Annotated in this window: 16 protein-coding genes; 15 read left to right on the top strand and 1 reads right to left on the bottom strand. The window is 71.0% G+C overall.

Going from position 1 to position 17,316, the window contains the following annotated elements; translation table 11 throughout:
* Positions 1-136: 136 nt before the first annotated feature.
* Positions 137-1,048 (bottom strand): TIGR01777 family oxidoreductase, encoded by a 912-nt coding sequence (locus ABIC61_RS17975; RefSeq protein ID WP_354031006.1) that lies wholly within the window; start codon positions 1,046-1,048, stop codon positions 137-139.
* 73 nt (positions 1,049-1,121) lie between these two features.
* Here ABIC61_RS17975 and ABIC61_RS17970 point away from each other — a divergent pair, with 73 nt between their 5' ends.
* The 15 genes from ABIC61_RS17970 (at position 1,122) to miaB (ending at position 17,227) form a co-directional block, all read left to right on the top strand.
* Complete coding sequence (locus ABIC61_RS17970) at positions 1,122-1,946, top strand: thymidylate synthase (protein ID WP_260852665.1); 825 nt, start codon at positions 1,122-1,124, stop codon at positions 1,944-1,946.
* A complete protein-coding gene (locus ABIC61_RS17965; RefSeq protein ID WP_354031005.1) occupies positions 1,946-2,476 on the top strand; it encodes a dihydrofolate reductase in 531 nt (176 codons plus the stop codon). Before ABIC61_RS17970 ends, ABIC61_RS17965 begins: the two co-directional genes overlap by 1 nt.
* Positions 2,477-2,625: 149 nt before the next feature.
* The gene (gene dapA, locus ABIC61_RS17960; RefSeq protein WP_144754648.1) at positions 2,626-3,603 is read left to right on the top strand and encodes a 4-hydroxy-tetrahydrodipicolinate synthase; all 978 of its coding nucleotides are present in this window, start codon (positions 2,626-2,628) and stop codon (positions 3,601-3,603) included.
* A 49-nt stretch (positions 3,604-3,652) separates the two neighbouring features.
* Positions 3,653-5,329 (top strand): ribonuclease J, encoded by a 1,677-nt coding sequence (locus tag ABIC61_RS17955; protein ID WP_354031004.1) that lies wholly within the window; start codon positions 3,653-3,655, stop codon positions 5,327-5,329.
* Positions 5,330-5,520: 191 nt separating this feature from the next.
* Complete coding sequence (locus tag ABIC61_RS17950; RefSeq protein ID WP_354031003.1) at positions 5,521-6,522, top strand: permuted SH3 domain-containing protein; 1,002 nt, start codon at positions 5,521-5,523, stop codon at positions 6,520-6,522.
* Between the two features lie 8 nt (positions 6,523-6,530).
* Positions 6,531-7,286: an ABC transporter ATP-binding protein gene (locus ABIC61_RS17945; RefSeq protein WP_440130714.1), complete on the top strand. Its 756-nt coding sequence runs from the start codon at positions 6,531-6,533 to the stop codon at positions 7,284-7,286.
* Positions 7,283-8,527 (top strand): ABC transporter permease, encoded by a 1,245-nt coding sequence (locus tag ABIC61_RS17940; RefSeq protein WP_144754636.1) that lies wholly within the window; start codon positions 7,283-7,285, stop codon positions 8,525-8,527. Before ABIC61_RS17945 ends, ABIC61_RS17940 begins: the two co-directional genes overlap by 4 nt.
* A 125-nt stretch (positions 8,528-8,652) precedes the next feature.
* On the top strand, positions 8,653-11,592 hold the full coding sequence (locus ABIC61_RS17935; RefSeq protein WP_354031002.1) for an FtsK/SpoIIIE family DNA translocase: 2,940 nt from the start codon (positions 8,653-8,655) through the stop codon (positions 11,590-11,592).
* A 5-nt stretch (positions 11,593-11,597) separates the two neighbouring features.
* Positions 11,598-12,242: a CDP-diacylglycerol--glycerol-3-phosphate 3-phosphatidyltransferase gene (pgsA, locus tag ABIC61_RS17930; RefSeq protein ID WP_186322018.1), complete on the top strand. Its 645-nt coding sequence runs from the start codon at positions 11,598-11,600 to the stop codon at positions 12,240-12,242.
* Positions 12,239-12,736 (top strand): CinA family protein, encoded by a 498-nt coding sequence (locus ABIC61_RS17925; protein WP_354031001.1) that lies wholly within the window; start codon positions 12,239-12,241, stop codon positions 12,734-12,736. The genes pgsA and ABIC61_RS17925 overlap by 4 nt, the downstream gene beginning before the upstream one ends.
* Before the next feature lie 154 nt (positions 12,737-12,890).
* Positions 12,891-13,199, top strand: coding sequence for a helix-turn-helix domain-containing protein (locus ABIC61_RS17920; protein WP_027464765.1), 309 nt, complete (start codon positions 12,891-12,893; stop codon positions 13,197-13,199).
* An 85-nt stretch (positions 13,200-13,284) separates the two neighbouring features.
* Positions 13,285-13,509, top strand: a complete 225-nt coding sequence (locus ABIC61_RS17915) for a DUF3046 domain-containing protein (protein WP_144754627.1) — start codon at positions 13,285-13,287, stop codon at positions 13,507-13,509.
* Positions 13,510-13,759: 250 nt separating this feature from the next.
* The gene (gene recA / locus ABIC61_RS17910) at positions 13,760-14,827 is read left to right on the top strand and encodes a recombinase RecA (RefSeq protein WP_354031000.1); all 1,068 of its coding nucleotides are present in this window, start codon (positions 13,760-13,762) and stop codon (positions 14,825-14,827) included.
* Positions 14,824-15,696, top strand: a complete 873-nt coding sequence (locus ABIC61_RS17905) for a regulatory protein RecX (RefSeq protein WP_354030999.1) — start codon at positions 14,824-14,826, stop codon at positions 15,694-15,696. The genes recA and ABIC61_RS17905 overlap by 4 nt, the downstream gene beginning before the upstream one ends.
* Before the next feature lie 37 nt (positions 15,697-15,733).
* Complete coding sequence (gene miaB, locus ABIC61_RS17900) at positions 15,734-17,227, top strand: tRNA (N6-isopentenyl adenosine(37)-C2)-methylthiotransferase MiaB (protein WP_354030998.1); 1,494 nt, start codon at positions 15,734-15,736, stop codon at positions 17,225-17,227.
* Positions 17,228-17,316: the final 89 nt, after the last annotated feature.

The raw sequence follows: 17,316 nt of genomic DNA, 5'->3' as shown, positions 1-17,316 counted from the left end.
GGGGGGGCGCTTCGGGGGGGCCCCCCCGCGGGGGGGGGGGGCGGCGCCCCCCCCCCCCCCCCCGGGGGGGGGGGGCCCCGGGGGGGGGGGGGGGCCCCCCGCCCCCCCCCCGCCTCCAGTCCGGTCTGTGGGTGCGTCAGAACGCGGCGTCGACCGCGTCCTCGGCACGCGCGTAGCGGAACGCGTAGCCGGACTCGAGGAGCTTCGTCGGCGCCATCTGCTGGCTCGACAGGAGCATCTCGTCCGCCGCCTGCTGCAGGAGCAGGCGGAGCGCGAACTCCGGGATCCGGAACAGGTACGGCCGGTGCAGGTCCTCGGCGACGCGCTTCGTGATGCGGTCGGCCACGGCGGCCTCGGGGCCGGCGAGGTTCACCGGACCGCTGACACCGGCGGCGTCCGGGCTCGTCGCGAGGTGCACGATCGCGCCGACCTCGTCCTCGAGTGCGATCCACGGCCAGTGCTGCCCGCCGGTGCCGAGACGACCGCCGAGCCCCGCCTTCGTGAGCGGCACGAGGGGAGCGAGCGCGCCACCGCCCTTCCCGACGACGATGCCGGTGCGCAGGGTGACCACGCGGACGCCCTCGGGAGCGGCGTTCGCGGCGGCCTCCCACGCGGTGCAGACCTCGGCGAGGAACCCGGTGCCGGCGGCCGCGTCGTCCTGCAGCACGTCGGCGGGACGGTCGCCGTAGACACCCGAGGCCGAGCCGGACAGGAACAGCGCCGGCGGGTTCGTGGCGTGACGCATCGCCTCGACCAGGGTCTCGGTGGCGGTGACCCGCGAGCGGAGGATCTCCTGCTTGTAGGTCTCGGTCCAGGGCAGCTTGCCGATGTTCGCGCCGGCGAGGTTGATCACCACGTCGGCGCCGTCGAGGATCGCCGGGTCGAGCTTCCGGCTGCCGGGGGACCAGCGGAACTCCGTCGCCGTGTGCGGCTCACGCCGGACCAGGGTCGTCACGTGGTGTCCCGCCTCGCGCAGCGCGCGGACGAGCGGGGTCCCGATGAAGCCGGACGCACCGGCGACCAGGATCGAGAGCGGCTCTGTCGTCATGTCGTCCACGCTACTCAGTGCTCGTCGAAGTCTCCTGCCCGTGGATGTCTCCGGCTCGTCGTAGGCTCTCCGTGTGACCGAGACCGTGCAGCCAGACGCCTCCGTTCCGACCCCGTACGAGGACCTGCTCCGCCGCGTCCTCACGGAGGGCACCCCGAAGGGCGACCGCACCGGTACCGGCACCCGCAGCCTGTTCGGCGCACAGCTCCGCTACGACCTGGCGAAGGGGTTCCCGCTCGTCACGACGAAGCGCGTGCACTTCAAGTCGGTGGCGTACGAGCTGCTCTGGTTCCTGCGCGGCGACGGCAACGCCCGTTGGCTGCAGGAGCACGGCGTCCGGATCTGGAACGAGTGGGCGGACGAGGACGGCGATCTCGGCCCGGTCTACGGCGTGCAGTGGCGCTCGTGGCCGACGCCGTCGGGGGAGCACGTCGACCAGATCGCGCAGGTCATCGAGCAGATCCGGACGAACCCGGACTCGCGACGACTCATCGTCTCGGCGTGGAACGTCGCGGACATCCCCGAGATGGCGCTCGCCCCGTGCCACGCGTTCTTCCAGTTCTACGTCAACGACGGCAAGCTCTCGTGCCAGCTGTACCAGCGGAGCGCGGACATGTTCCTCGGCGTCCCGTTCAACATCGCCTCGTACGCGCTGCTCACGCACATGATCGCGGCGCAGACCGGGCTCGAGGTCGGCGAGTTCGTCTGGACCGGCGGCGACTGCCACGTCTACGACAACCACGTCGAGCAGGTCGAGGAGCAGCTGTCCCGCACGGGGTACGCGCTCCCGACGCTCGAGCTCGCCCCGCGCGACTCGATCGACGACTACGAGTACGAGGACTTCACGGTCGTCGGGTACCACCACCACCCGGCGATCAAGGCCGCGGTCGCCGTCTGATGCCCGGGACCGACTGGACCGAGCCCGTGCGCGGGGTCGGCATGGTCTGGGCCCGCTCGACGAACGGCGTGATCGGCGCCGACGGCGGGATGCCGTGGCACGTGCCCGAGGACCTCGCGCACTTCCGGCAGGTGACCGGCGACGCGACCGTCGTGATGGGCCGCCGAACCTGGGCCTCGCTGCCGGAGCGCTTCCGGCCCCTGCCCGGGCGCCGGAACGTCGTGCTCACCCGTGACGAGTCGTGGGCCGGGACGGACGAGGCCGCGGGGGCCGATGTCGCGCACGACCTCGCGACCGCGCTCGACACCGACGAACCCGTCTGGATCATGGGCGGCGGCCAGGTGTACGCGGCGGGGCTGCCCTTCGCCGACCGGGTGTCCGAGACGGTGATCGACGTCGAGGTCCCCGGTGACACGGTCGCGCCGGCGCTCGCCGAGGCGGACGGCTGGGCACTCGTCGACGAGGGCCCGTGGCAGACGTCCCGCACCGGCGTGCGCTACCGCTTCCTCGAGTGGCGCCGTCGCGCGTAGCGCACGGTGCTCGGGTGATCGCGCCCCGCTCCGAACACCGCGCCCCGCCACACCGGGGCGCGGTGTTCGGACGGGGGCGCGGTGCGCCGTGGACGTGACCGTCCACGCGGACGGCCGCCCTCGCCCGCATCCCCGGTACGCTGGTGCCCGTGTCCCCGCGTGAGAATCCCTTCGGCCAGGTCCTCGTCGCCCTCGTGACCCCGTTCACGGCTGACGGCGAGGTCGACTGGCCCGGCGTCGAGCAGCACATCGACGACTGCATCACCGCCGGTGCCGACGGCATCGTCGTGACCGGTACGACCGGCGAGACGTCGACCCTCACCGACCCGGAGAAGCTCCGACTGGTCGAGGTCGGCAAGTCCGTCGCCGCGGGCCGCGCGAAGATCATCACGGGCGGCGGCTCGAACGAGACCGCGCACGCCATCCACCTGTACAAGCAGAGCGAGAAGGCCGGCGCGGACGGCGTGATGATCGTCACGCCGTACTACAACAAGCCGACCCAGTCGGGTGTGCTCACGCACTTCCGGATGATCGCCGACGCCACCGACCTGCCGGTGATCCTGTACGACATCCCCGGCCGCACCGGCATCCCGATCACGTACGAGACGATCGTGCGCGCGTCGCACCACCCGAACATCCTCGCCGTGAAGGACGCCAAGGGTGACTTCGCCGAGGTCTCCCGGGTGCTCAACAACACCGACCTCATGTACTTCTCCGGTGACGACACCAACGTGCTCCCGCACCTGTCGATCGGCGCCACGGGGCTCATCGGCGTGACCGCGAACATCACGAGCACGCCGTACCGCACCATCGTCGACGCGGTGAACCGGGGCGACCTCGCGACCGCGACCGCCGAGCACAAGCGCGTCGAGCCGCTCGTCCGCGCGATCATGACGCACGTGCCCGGCACCGTCGCGGCGAAGTACGTCCTGCACGGGCTCGGCCGCATCGGCAGCCCGCGCGTCCGACTGCCGCTCGTCGGCCCCGAGGACTCCGAGGCGTACGCCATCGAGACCTCGCTCGAGGCCGTCCGGGACATCCCGGGCGCCGACTTCTCCAACTTCCGCCCCGACCGCAACGCTGCGGCCGGCGGCGCTCTTCCGAAGGTGCCAGGCACCACCCGCTAGCGAACACCGCGGCGTGCAGCACGCACGTCGCCCGAATCCGTAGGACCGAATGCCCACACAGATCTCCGAACCGCAGCCGCTCGAAGCCGGCACCCTCCGCGTGATCCCCATCGGGGGACTCGGCGAGATCGGTCGCAACATGACCGTCTACGAGTACGAGGGCAAGCTCCTCATCGTGGACGCCGGCGTGCTCTTCCCCGAGGAGCACCAGCCCGGGGTCGACCTGATCCTGCCGGACTTCGCGCCGATCCGGGACCGCCTCGACGACGTCCTCGGGGTCGTGCTCACGCACGGTCACGAGGACCACATCGGCGCCGTCCCGTACCTCCTGAAGCTCCGCGACGACATCCCGCTGATCGGCTCCACGCTGACCCTCGCGCTCGTCGAGGCGAAGCTCAAGGAACACCGGATCAAGCCGTACACGCTCGTCGTGGCCGAGGATCAGACCGAGCAGCTCGGCCCGTTCCACCTCGAGTTCGTGGCCGTGAACCACTCCATCCCGGACGCCCTCGCCGTCTCGATCACGACCCCCGCCGGTCGGGTCCTGCACACGGGCGACTTCAAGATGGACCAGCTCCCGCTCGACGACCGGATCACGGACCTCCGCGCCTTCGCTCGCCTCGGCGAGCAGGGCGTCGACCTGTTCCTGCCGGACTCGACGAACGCCGACGTCCCCGGGTTCACCGCGCCGGAGCGCGACATCGGACCGGTGCTCGAGAACATCATCACGCGCGCCCGCAAGAAGGTCGTCGTGGCGAGCTTCTCGTCGCACGTCCACCGCGTGCAGCAGGTCCTCGACGCCGCCGCCGCCGCGAACCGCAAGGTCGCGTTCATGGGGCGCTCGATGATCCGCAACATGACCATCGCCGCCGATCTCGGGTACCTGCGGGTGCCGGAGAACGTGCTCATCGACACGAAGAAGGCGAAGAACGTCCCCGACGACCAGATCGTCTACATGTCGACCGGCTCGCAGGGTGAGCCGATGGCCGTGCTGGCGCGCATGGCGAACCTCGAGCACCAGATCGAGATCGGCGAGGGCGACACCGTCATCCTCGCCTCGTCGCTCATCCCGGGCAACGAGAACGCCGTGTACCGGGTCATCGACGGACTGACGAAGCTCGGCGCGAAGGTCGTGCACAAGGGCAACGCGAAGGTGCACGTCTCCGGCCACGCGTCCGCCGGCGAGCTCCTCTACTGCTACAACATCCTGCGGCCGCGGAACGTCCTGCCGGTCCACGGCGAGCACCGCCACCTGTACGCGAACGCCGACCTGGCGATCCAGACGGGTGTGCCGCCGCGCAACGTGATCCTCGGGCAGGACGGCATCGTCGTCGACCTGAAGGACGGCGTCGCCACGGTGGCCGGACAGCTCGACATCGGCTACGTGTACGTCGACGGCTCGACCGTGGGCGAGATCACCGACGCCGACCTCAAGGACCGCCGCGTCCTGGCCGAAGAGGGCTTCATCTCCATCTTCACGGCGGTGGACTTCACCACGGGCCAGTGCGTCGTCGGCCCGGAGATCCAGTCGCGCGGCTTCGCCGAGGACGAGTCCGTCTTCGACGAGGTCCGTCCGCAGATCGCCAAGGCCCTCGCCGAGGCGGCCGCGAACGGCACCCGCGACAGCCACGCCTTCCAGCAGGTCGTGCGCCGGACCGTGGGCCGCTGGGTGAACACGAAGCACCGTCGCCGGCCGATGATCGTCCCGGTGGTCATCGAGGCGTAGCGCGCCGCGCTCAGCCGGATTGGAGGCCCGGTGCACGTTCCTGACGGACGTGCACCGGGCCTCCAGTCGCGTTCGCACCCCGTGGCGGGCGCGAGCCGACGGCGTGCGTCCGGTGCGCCCCGCCTGTCGGCCATCCTGATTCATCCCACAGGATGATGTTCCGTCGGTATGTCACTCAATAGTGTGCCGAGGTGACCGTCCTGCGTCGCTGGGTGTGGCCCGGCCTGAAGTTCCTCGTGTTCGCCGCCATCGCGGTGTCCCTCGTCCGCCTCGCGTTCTTCGCGGCCCAGCCGGAGGAGGCCGAGACCGTCCCGACCGGGCAGATCGAGGACCCGACCGTGACCGTGACGAAGGGCGACATCGTCAACGACGTCGAGGCCACTGGCACCATCCGCAGCGTCGCCTCCACCGCCGTGCGGTCCTCGGTCGAGGGCACCGTCAACAAGGTGTTCGTCGCGAACGGCGCGCACGTCGAGCAGGGCGCGCCGGTCATCGACGTCCGCGTGGAGACCCCGTCGACCGGTACGACCGACGACGGCGAACCGCTGCCCCCGACGATCACGTTCTCCACCGTCGTGGCCTCGGCGTCCGGCACCGTGTCCGGGCTCGACCTCGTCACGAAGCAGCCCGTCGCCGTCGGGGACACCGTCGCCCGGGTGGCGCCGGAGCGGTACCGCGCCACCGCGACGCTCGACGCCGCCCAGCTGTACCGCCTGACCTCGCGGCCGTCCGAGGCGACCGTGACCGTGAAGGACGGCCCGGCGCCGTTCACGTGCACGAACCTCGCGCTCACCAGCGCCGCTGCCGGCGGGGACGCCCCGTCCGACGAGTCCGGCGACGACTCCGGTGCGTCCGGGGCGGCCGGTGGCACCGAGCTCGCGTGCGACGTGCCCGGCGACGTCACGGTGTTCCCCGGACTCGAGGTCACGGTGGCCGTCCCGGCGGGCAAGGCCGCTGGCGTCCTCACGCTGCCGACCACGGCCGTGCAGGGGACCGCGCAGAAGGGGATCGTCACCGTGGTCGACGATGCGGGCAAGCGCGCCGAGAAGGCCGTCGCGCTCGGGCTCAACGACGGCGAGAGCGTCGAGGTGAAGTCCGGCCTGGCCGAGGGCGACACCGTCCTGCAGTTCGTCCCGGGCAAGGAGCAGGTCTCCGACGACGAGGCGACCGACGGCTCCGTGGTGATGGGATGAGTGTCCCCGTGACGCCGCGCGCAGCGCCGCTGGTCAGTGTCCGTGGGCTCCGGAAGTCGGTCGAGCTGCCGGACGGCTCACCGCTCGAGATCCTCCGCGGCGTCGACCTCGAGGTCGACGCGGGCAGCCGCGTCGCCATCGTCGGACGCTCCGGCTCCGGCAAGTCGACACTGCTGAACGTGCTCGGGCTGCTCGACACCCCGACCGAGGGCGTGCACGAGTTCGACGGCGTCGACGTCGGCGGCGCCGGGTCCCTCCGCCGTGACCGCGTGCGTGGTGACGACGTCGGGTTCGTGTTCCAGCAGTTCAACCTCCTGCAGGGCCGCACGGCGCTCGAGAACGTCGAGGTCCCGCTGCTCTACGCCACCGGCCGGGCCTTCTGGCAACGGCGCCGGCTCGCGCTCGAGATGCTCGACCGCGTCGGACTCGCCGATCGAGCCGACACCCAACCGCACCGGCTCTCCGGCGGCGAACAGCAGCGCGTCGCGATCGCCCGCGCGCTCGTCCGGGCGCCGCGGCTGATCCTGGCCGACGAGCCCACCGGCGCCCTCGACGTCGACACCGGCCGGATCGTCATGGAACTGCTCGAGACCGTCGCCACCGAGACCGGGGCGGCTCTCATGACCATCACGCACGACCCCGCGGTCGCCGCACGGGCGGACGTGGTGCACCGGATCGACCACGGGGTGGTCGTGGACCCGGCCGCTCTGGGGGTCGTCGGTTCCGGTACCGTCGGCGCCGCCGCTCCGGCGGTGACCTCGTGAACCGCGTCGTGACGACCGTCGTCGGGACGCTCGTCGAGTCCTGGCAGGAACTCCGGGTCCACCGCGGCCGTGTCGTCCTCAGCCTCATCGGCGTCACCATCGCCGTGGCGTCCCTGGCGGTCGTCGTCGGGTTCGGCTCCCTCGCCGAGCGCGTGACGGCGGCCTTCAGCGAGCAGTACGGCGGGCGTGCCGCGACCTACAGCCTCACCGGAGCCTCATCGTCGGGCGACGGGACCGGAGCCGCCGCCGCGGCCGACGCCGTGACGCTCGACCGCGAACTGCGAGCAGCAGCCGACCGGTACGACGTGCGGTACGCCACCGAGGCCAGCTACACCTCGCGCCGCGTGCAGTTCCCGGACGGCGTCGCCGAGGTGCAGGGCATGACCGTCGACCCGCCCTACGCCGAGATGCACCGGCTGCGGATGGCGTCCGGCTCGTGGTTCACCGCCGCCGACCGGGAGCGACTCGCCCCGGCGATCGTGGTGAACCAGGCGTTCCTCGACCGGCTCGGCGGTGCCGACGTCGTCACGCACCCGACCGTCCGCCTCACCGGCACCCCGGGGGTGACCGCCGTCGTCGTCGGCGAGTACGCGTCCTCCGAGTTCGACACCGAGCCGATGTTCTACCAGCTCGCGAACTCCACGGCGACGTCGAGCGTGGCCGCGGGCACCGACGACGGCAACCAGCGCACCTTCGAGGTGTGGATCCCGCAGTCGGGCGCGAAGGCCCTCGCGAACCGGATCGCCAGCGACGCCGAGCGCGCCGTCGGCAACGGCATGCAGGTCGACGCCGGGCGGATGGACGCCGCGGGTTCGGTGGACGGAGACCCCCTCGGAGCGATGCGCTACGTCATCGCAGGCGTGGCCGTCCTCGTGCTCGTGCTCGGCGGGCTCGGGCTCCTCAACGTCTCGCTCGTGAGCGTCCGGCAGCGGATCCGCGAGATCGGCATCCGGCGCGGGGTCGGCGCCTCGGCCGGGCGGATCTTCGTCGCGGTGCTGCTCGAGAACGTGCTCGGCACCCTGGTCGCGGGTGGCATCGGCGTGATGATCGGCGCCGCGGTGCTCGGGAACGAGACCGTCCGTGGACTCATCACGAGCGGTGTCGAGGTCGGGGGAGCGCCGTTCCCGCTCGAGGCCGCGTTGATCGGCGTCGGGTCGGCCGTGGCCGTCGGTGCGCTCGCCGGGTTCCTGCCGGCGATCCTGGCCGTGCGCGTGAAGGTGATCGACGCGATCCGCTACTGACCGGTGGGTTCGCGCTCGGCGGGCCTCCCTTGGTTCGTCCTGGGAGGGCGCTTGGGATGGGTGCGGTGGGTTCGCTCCGGCGGGCCTCCCTTGGTTTGTCCTGGGAGGGGATTAGGGTTCTGCCCATGGCCGGAGGCACCAAGTCGACCACGCGCTCGCGCGCGTCCTCGTCGTCCCGTGGAAGCGGGACGCGCGGTACGTCGCGCACCCAGGCCACGACGAAGAAGCTCCCGCAGGCGGCACCGACACCGGTGTTCCGCGAGCAGAACCCGCTCGTGACCTTCTGGCTGGCGATGGCGCACGGCGTCGGGGCGATGTTCCGCCTGCTCGGTCAGGAGACCCTCGAGAAGGACCAGCGCCGCGACGGTTTCCCGTTCCTGCTGTTCGTCCTGGCGATCGCGGGCGCGGTCGTCGAGTGGCTCAACCCGACGAACTCCGTCTCGGTTGCACTCGACGCCTACACGTTCGGCGGGCTGTTCGGACGGCTGGCCTTCGCGCTCCCCGTCATCATGGTCGTCTTCGCCGGCTGGCTCTTCCGGCACCCGGCCTCGGTGCACGACAACACCCGCATCGGGATCGGCCTCGGGCTGCTGCTCGTGTCGATCGCCTCGCTCTGCCACGTCTTCGGCGGCCAGCCGAGCGCCACGGACGGCATGCCCGCGCTCGCCGCTGCCGGCGGGGTGATCGGCTGGGTGGTCATCGGGTGGCTCGTGACCATCGCCACCGCCTGGGTCGCCGTCCCGGTGGCGATCGTCCTGCTCGTCCTCTCGCTCTTCATCATCACCAAGACGCCGCCGAACAAGCTCGGCCGACGCCTGCACGAGCTGTACGCGTACCTGTTCGGCGCGCCGGCCCCCGCCGCCGAGACCGAGGACGCCGTGGCCGAGGCCCCAGCGCCGCGCGCGAAGTCCTCCAAGCGCGGGAAGAAGGGCGACACCGACTTCCAGCTGTTCGACGACCTCGGCTTCGACGACGACAAGGCCGCTGCCGACGACGAGACCGAGGGCGGCACGATTCCCTGGTGGCGCCGCAACAAGTCCGGGCGCGAGGAAGACCCGGCCTACGACAGCCCCGTGATCACCGGCGCGACCTCGACGGTGCCCGAGGTGCCGGCAGCCGCGGCAGCGCCGAACCCGAACGCGGGCGCGGCGGCCGGGCTGATCGACCACACGCCCGCCGAGCCGGCGTCCGTGAACCTCAACGACTCCGTCGAACAGGACCTGCAGGACGCCGAGCAGGCGCTCCGCGACTTCGGGACACCCGTCCCGGAGCGTCCCGCGGCGACCGAGGTGATCCGTCCGGACGCGGCCGTGTCCCCGGTGGTCTCCCCGTCCCTCCCGGCCGACGACGTCCCGGAGGCTGCCGACGACGGTCTCCCGCCCGTCGCCGCTGCCGAAGAGGACCCGTCCGCGCCGTACCGTCTGCCGGCCGCGACCACCCTGAGCTCCGGCTCGCCGTCGGTCGCCCGCAGCCAGGCGAACGACGACATCGTCGCCGCGATCACCGGTGTCCTCACCGAGTTCAAGGTCGACGCGAAGGTCACCGGCTTCTCGCGCGGCCCGACCGTCACCCGGTACGAGATCGAGCTCGGCCCCGGCGTCAAGGTCGAGCGCGTCACGGCGCTGTCGAAGAACCTGTCGTACGCCGTCGCCTCGAACGAGGTCCGGATCCTGTCGCCGATCCCGGGCAAGAGCGCGATCGGCGTCGAGATCCCCAACTCCGATCGCGAGACGGTCTCGCTCGGCGACGTGCTCCGGTCGAACGCCGCACGCAAGTCGAAGCACCCGATGACGATCGGTGTCGGCAAGGACGTCGAGGGCGGGTTCGTCGTGGCGAACCTCGCGAAGATGCCGCACCTGCTCGTCGCCGGCTCCACCGGTTCCGGCAAGTCGGTGTTCATCAACTCGATGATCACGTCGCTCCTGATGCGCGCGAAGCCGTCCGAGGTCCGCATGGTCCTCGTCGACCCGAAGCGCGTGGAGCTCTCGATCTACGCGGGCGTCCCGCACCTCATCACGCCCATCATCACGAACCCGAAGAAGGCGGCCGAGGCGCTGCAGTGGGTCGTGAAGGAGATGGACATGCGGTACGACGACCTCGCGTCGTTCGGGTTCCGCCACGTCGACGACTTCAACAAGGCGATCGAGAACAACGAGATCGTCCTGCCGGCGGGCAGCGAGCGGAAGCTCAAGCCGTACCCGTACCTGCTCGTCGTGGTGGACGAGCTCGCCGACCTCATGCTCGTCGCCCCGCGCGACGTCGAGGAGTCGATCGTCCGCATCACCCAGCTCGCCCGTGCCGCGGGCATCCACCTCGTGCTCGCGACGCAGCGGCCCTCGGTCGACGTCATCACCGGTCTGATCAAGGCCAACGTCCCGTCGCGCATCGCGTTCGCCGTCACGAGCGTCACCGACTCCCGCGTCATCCTCGACCAGCCCGGTGCCGACAAGCTCATCGGGCAGGGCGACGCGCTCTTCCTGCCGATGGGGTCGTCGAAGTCGCTGCGCGTGCAGGGTGCCTGGGTGAACGAGAGCGAGGTCGCCGAGGTCGTCCAGCACGTCACGCGCCAGGCCCGCCCGGAGTACCGCCAGGACGTCCAGGCCGTGGTCGAGCGCAAGGAGATCGACGCGGACATCGGCGACGACCTCGAGCTGCTGCTCGCCGCCGTCGAGCAAGTGGTGTCGACGCAGTTCGGCTCGACCTCGATGCTGCAGCGCAAGCTCCGCGTGGGCTTCGCCAAGGCCGGCCGCCTCATGGACCTGATGGAGTCGCGCGACATCGTCGGGCCGTCCGAGGGGTCGAAGGCCCGCGACGTGCTCGTGACGGCCGACCAGCTGCCGTCGGTGCTCGCGAAGCTCCGGGGCGAGGAACCGCCCGCCGCTGCAGCGCCCGCCACCGGCGCCGGACTCGTCGGTACGACCGCTGCACCGGCTGCGCCCACGTCCGCGCCGTCAGACGACGGCGACCGCTACGGAGCCGACCCGGTGGGGGACATGACGCGCGGGTACGATGAAGCCGACGACGAGCCCGATGAGGACGCGTGGGGACTGACGGGCAGGGAGTGACGGCGATGACCGCCTCGAACGGTACGGACACCACGCACGGCGCGAAGTTCCCGTGGCGCGGACGACTCATCCGCAAGGGCCCCGGCCCGGCGTCGACGGGCAACGTCGCGAACATCATCACGGTCATCCGGATCCTGATGGCCCCGCTGTTCTTCGTGCTGCTCCTGACGGACGCCGGAGCCGACGGGCCGCTGCGGATCTGGGCGGCGATCACCTTCGTCGTGGCGATCGTCACGGACAGCGCCGACGGCATCATCGCCCGACGCCAGAACCTCGTCACGGACTTCGGCAAGCTCGTCGACCCGATCGCCGACAAGGTGCTCATCGGCGGTGCCCTCGTGGCCCTGTCGATCCTGGCTGAACTGCCCTGGTACGTGACCGTGCTCATCATGGTGCGCGAGATCGGCATCACGGTGTTCCGCTTCGCGGTGCTCTCCGACCGGGTGATCCCGGCGAGCCGCGGCGGGAAGATCAAGACCGTGCTGCAGGCCGTGGCGCTCACGGCGGCACTCTTCCCGTGGTGGAACCTCGTGGGGGACTGGGCGCACTGGGTCAACGGCATCCTGATGACGGCGGCGTTCCTCGCGACCGTCCTGAGCGGCATCGACTACCTCTGGCAGGCCTGGAAGCACAACCGGACCGCGGCGTGACGCACGGGTCGGGCGCGGCGGCCCTGGTCGCCGAGCTGACCGCCCGCGGGGAGACCGTCGCGGTCGCCGAGTCCCTCACCGGGGGACTCGTGGTGGCGACCCTGGTCGGTGTGCCCGGCGCCAGCGCGGTCGTCCGCGGCGGCGTCGTGGCCTACGCGACCCCCGTGAAGCACTCCGTCCTCGGTGTCTCGGACACGCTGCTCGCCAGCAACGGCGCCGTCGACCCGGAGGTCGCCCGGCAGATGGCCAGCGGAGTTCGCACGGCTCTGGCGGTCGACGGAGCAGCCGCGACGTGGGGGATCAGCACCACCGGGGTCGCCGGCCCGGACCCGCAGGACGGCAAGCCCGTCGGCACGGTGTTCGTCGGGATCGCCTCCGAGGACGGCGCCACGGCGTACGAACTGCACCTCGACGGCGACCGTGAGGCAATCCGTCAGGCGACCGTCTCCGAACTCCTGGCACGGATGTCGTCCACGATCCGGGGCCGGGAATAGGTCCCGTTTCCACTGGGTTACATCTCACGCAATCTCCAGCGGTACAGCAGCCGGCCTCGCTAGCATGCTGCAACCGGCAACGCTACAGTTGCTCAACCCGAACTCGGCCATCCGGTCCGAGCGGGCGCGGAGACGACAGAGAGGAGGAGTTCTCATGGTTCTCGTTCGTCAGGAAATCGGCGACGTTCTGCGGGACTTCCGCTTGCAGAAGGGCCGGACCCTCCGTCAGGTCGCGTCCAAGGCCAGCGTGGCTCTCGGGTACCTCAGTGAGGTCGAGCGTGGTCAGAAAGAGGCCAGCTCGGAGATCCTCGCATCCGTCGCGGATGCGCTGGACACTCCCATCTCCACGATCATGCGCGAGGTGGGCGACCGCCTCGCGATCGTCGAGGGACTCACCCCCGTACCGGACACGCTCCCGGACGACCTCGTCGCCGAGTTCGACAACGACCTCGCGGTGCGCTGACCCGCACCGCTCCACGACGCCCCCGCTGGTCCGCCAGCGGGGGCGTTCGTGCATCCGGCGGGCGCGTGCCGTCTACGCTGGAACGATGCGCGTGAGTGAGTTCTGGCGAGCGGTCGACCAGGTGTTCGGCGATGCCTACGGCGCCGTCGTCAGCCGAGACGTGGTGCTCGAGGAACTCGGCGGGCGGTCCGCGGCGGAGGCCCTCGCGGCGGGGATCGACGCACGCCGGGTCTGGGAAGCGCTCTGCGACTCCCAGGACGTCCCGCTCGACAAGCGGCACGGCAAGGGCCTCGCCGAACCGCGGGACTGATCCGAACACCTGTTCGGCGTGTTGCTCGAACGCGTGTTCGATCGGTGGTACTTTCCTCCACATCGGCGCTGTACGAGGACTTCGTCCACAGATCGCGCGGCCGGCGGCAGTGATGTCGGTGGCCCGCTCTAGGTTCGAGGTCATCGGGAACAGCCCGAAGCCTTGTCGCTGAGACACCGGCCCTGCACCACCGGCCGGGGTGGACGCGACAGCCTACAGGCGGCCGACACCGAGCACGAAGGAGCACCCCATGCCATCACCCCAGGACCGCGAGAAGGCCCTCGAGACCGCCCTCGCACAGATCGACCGGCAGTTCGGCAAGGGCACGGTGATGCGCCTCGGCTCGGACGAGCGCGCCCCCGTCGCCACCATCCCGACCGGTTCGGTCGCGCTCGACGTCGCGCTCGGGATCGGTGGCCTGCCGCGTGGCCGCATCATCGAGATCTACGGCCCGGAGTCGTCGGGTAAGACCACCCTGACGCTGCACGCGATCGCCAACGCCCAGCGCGCCGGCGGCATCGCGGCGTTCATCGACGCGGAGCACGCGCTCGACCCGGAGTACGCCAAGAAGCTCGGCGTCGACATCGACGCCCTCCTCGTCTCCCAGCCGGACACCGGTGAGCAGGCGCTCGAGATCGCCGACATGCTCGTCCGATCCGGTTCCATCGACCTCGTCGTCATCGACTCCGTCGCGGCGCTCGTGCCCCGCGCCGAGATCGAGGGTGAGATGGGTGACTCGCACGTCGGTCTCCAGGCGCGCCTCATGTCGCAGGCCCTCCGCAAGCTCGCCGGTGGGCTCAACCAGACCCAGACCACGATGATCTTCATCAACCAGCTGCGCGAGAAGATCGGTGTCTTCTTCGGCAGCCCGGAGACCACGGCTGGCGGTAAGGCGCTCAAGTTCTACGCGTCGGTCCGCCTCGACATCCGACGCATCGAGACGCTCAAGAGCGGCACCGACGCAGTCGGCAACCGCACCCGCGTGAAGGTCGTCAAGAACAAGATGGCGCCGCCCTTCAAGCAGGCCGAGTTCGACATCCTGTACGGCACGGGGATCTCGCGCGAGGGCTCGTTGCTCGACTTCGGTGTCGACCACGGCATCGTCAAGAAGTCGGGTGCCTGGTACACGTACGACGGCGACCAGCTCGGGCAGGGCAAGGAGAACTCGCGGTCGTTCCTCATCCAGAACCCGGAGATCGCTGCCGAGATCGAGGGCAAGATCCTCGCGAAGCTCGGTGTCGGTGGCGCGTCCGTCGAAGCGGCTGAGGCGCCGGTCGAGTCGATCGCGCCGAGGATCGCGGAGCGCAAGGGCGCGTGACGACCGACCACGACGACGACGCGGGCCTCGCGCCGGTCACCGATCTGTTCGGTGCGCGGTCCCGTCGCGTCGCTCCCGCTCCCGCTCCCGCTCCAGCTCCCGGAACGGACGCTCCTGCTCCTGACAACGAGAGCGACATCGCTGCGGACGCGGACGCCCCGATCCCGCTTCCGATCCAAGGGGCGCGAGCGCAGGCCGAGTGGCTGCAGCCGGTGGTCGGGGACGGCTCCGGACGCAGTGCCCGGGCGGAGCAGGACGGCTACGACGACGACCACACCGCCGACGCCACCACCGCCTCGGTGTTCGCCATCGACGGCGGGGCGGAGATCGACCCGGCCGATGCACCGCGCCCGATCGACGAGCAACGCGCCGATGCCGAACGGCTCAGCATGCGGGCTCTCGGGCGCAAGGGTGTGAGCGAGTCCGAGCTCCGGACGATGCTGACGAAGAACGACCTCGACCCTGAGGTCGTCGAGCACGAGGTCGAGCGGCTCACCCGTGTGGGCCTGCTGGACGACGTCGCGCTGGCGACCGACCTCGTCGACCGTCTGCACGACCGGAAGGGCCTCGGTCGTCAGGGCGTGGTGGCGGAACTCCGTCGCCGCGGGATCGACCAGGCGGCGATCGACGCTGCGCTCGAGGCAGCGGCCGATGACGAGGACGACGAGTTCGTCCGCGCGATCGAGCTCGCCGAGAAGCGCGCGGGACAGCTCCGCGGGCTGGACCGAGCGACCGCGGAACGTCGCCTGTCGGGCTTCCTGATGCGCAAGGGCTACAACGGCGGTGTCGTCCGCATCGCGGTGGAGCGTGCGCTCGACGGCGGCGGTCGGGGTCCCCGTGGCCCCCGCGGCTCCGTCCGCTTCGAGTAGCCGAGGCGCGCTCCGGCGGATTTACACTGGGACGACCATGGCCACCGTCGCAGCGCGCCCCCGCACCTACGAAGTCCGCACCTACGGGTGCCAGATGAACGTGCACGACTCCGAGCGTCTCAGCGGCTCGCTCCTGGCCGCCGGGTACGTCGCGGCCGACGGTGACCAGGCGGACGTGGTCGTCATCAACACGTGCGCCGTGCGCGAGAACGCCGACAACCGGCTGTACGGCAACCTCGGGCAGCTCGCGGGCATCAAGCGCGAGCACCCCGGCATGCAGATCGCGGTCGGCGGGTGCCTGGCGCAGAAGGACAAGAACGTCATCCTCGAGAAGGCGCCGTGGGTCGACGTCGTGTTCGGCACGCACAACATGGGGTCGCTGCCGACCCTGCTCGAGCGAGCGCGCCACAACGACGAGGCGCAGATCGAGATCCTCGAGGCGCTCGACGTCTTCCCGTCGACCCTCCCGACCAAGCGGGACTCGACGCACAGCGGCTGGGTGTCGATCTCCGTCGGCTGCAACAACACGTGCACGTTCTGCATCGTCCCGTCGCTCCGCGGCAAGGAGAAGGACCGCCGCCCCGGTGACGTCCTCGCCGAGGTCCAGGCGCTCGTCGACGACGGGGCGATCGAGGTCACCCTGCTCGGTCAGAACGTCAACTCGTACGGGGTCGAGTTCGGTGACCGGCAGGCGTTCGGCAAGCTCCTGCGGGCCACCGGGCAGATCGAGGGCCTCGAGCGTGTCCGGTTCACCAGCCCGCACCCGGCGGCCTTCACCGACGACGTCATCGACGCGATGGCCGAGACCCCGAACGTGATGCCGCAGCTGCACATGCCGCTGCAGTCCGGGTCGGACCGGGTGCTCAAGGCGATGCGTCGGAGCTACCGGAGCGAGCGGTTCCTCGGCATCCTCGACCGGGTGCGCGCGAAGATCCCGCACGCGGCGATCTCCACGGACATCATCGTCGGGTTCCCCGGCGAGACCGAGCAGGACTTCGAGGACACCCTGCGCGTCGTCGAGCAGGCTCGGTTCGCCTCCGCGTTCACCTTCCAGTACTCCATCCGCCCCGGTACGCCCGCGGCGACGATGGACGACCAGCTGCCGAAGCAGGTCGTGCAGCAGCGCTACGAGCGACTCGTCGCGCTGCAGGAGCGCATCACGGCGGAGGAGAACGCCGCCCAGGTCGGCCGACGCATCGAGGTGCTCGTCGCGACGGGCGAGGGCAAGAAGGACGACACGACCCACCGGCTGTCCGGCCGCGCCGAGGACTCCCGACTCGTGCACTTCGCCGTGCCGGAGGGATCCGTCGTGCCGCGGCCCGGCGACGTCGTGACGGTCGAGGTCACCCGCTCCGCGCCGCACTTCCTCATCGCCGACAACGCCGGGCCGCTGTCGATCCGCCGCACCCGCGCCGGCGACGCCTGGGACCGAGCGCAGGCGGAGAGCTGTGGCGTGCCGACACCGGCCGCACCCGCCGACGGCCCCCGCGCGGTCTCGCTCGGCCTGCCCACGCTCCGTGTCGGCCGCTGACCGCGGGCCCGGCGACGCCCACACCGACGCGACGGGCACCGACGCCGACAGCGACGCGGCGGCCACCGACGCCGATGGCGCCACGGCGG

Origin of the sequence: Curtobacterium sp. 1544, from assembly GCF_040544915.1 — a bacterium.
Classification (GTDB): domain Bacteria; phylum Actinomycetota; class Actinomycetes; order Actinomycetales; family Microbacteriaceae; genus Curtobacterium; species Curtobacterium pusillum_C.
The sequence above is the reverse complement of the archived record's forward strand: the minus strand, read 5'-3'. Positions and strand labels throughout refer to the sequence as shown.

Coding starts and splice junctions, on each gene's coding strand:
- ABIC61_RS17975 (WP_354031006.1), bottom strand. CDS start 1,048: ATGACGACAGAGCCGCTCTCGATCCTGGTCGCCGGTGCGTCCGGCTTC.
- ABIC61_RS17965 (WP_354031005.1), top strand. CDS start 1,946: ATGCCCGGGACCGACTGGACCGAGCCCGTGCGCGGGGTCGGCATGGTC.
- ABIC61_RS17955 (WP_354031004.1), top strand. CDS start 3,653: ATGCCCACACAGATCTCCGAACCGCAGCCGCTCGAAGCCGGCACCCTC.
- ABIC61_RS17935 (WP_354031002.1), top strand. CDS start 8,653: ATGGCCGGAGGCACCAAGTCGACCACGCGCTCGCGCGCGTCCTCGTCG.
- pgsA (WP_186322018.1), top strand. CDS start 11,598: ATGACCGCCTCGAACGGTACGGACACCACGCACGGCGCGAAGTTCCCG.
- ABIC61_RS17920 (WP_027464765.1), top strand. CDS start 12,891: ATGGTTCTCGTTCGTCAGGAAATCGGCGACGTTCTGCGGGACTTCCGC.
- ABIC61_RS17915 (WP_144754627.1), top strand. CDS start 13,285: ATGCGCGTGAGTGAGTTCTGGCGAGCGGTCGACCAGGTGTTCGGCGAT.
- recA (WP_354031000.1), top strand. CDS start 13,760: ATGCCATCACCCCAGGACCGCGAGAAGGCCCTCGAGACCGCCCTCGCA.
- miaB (WP_354030998.1), top strand. CDS start 15,734: ATGGCCACCGTCGCAGCGCGCCCCCGCACCTACGAAGTCCGCACCTAC.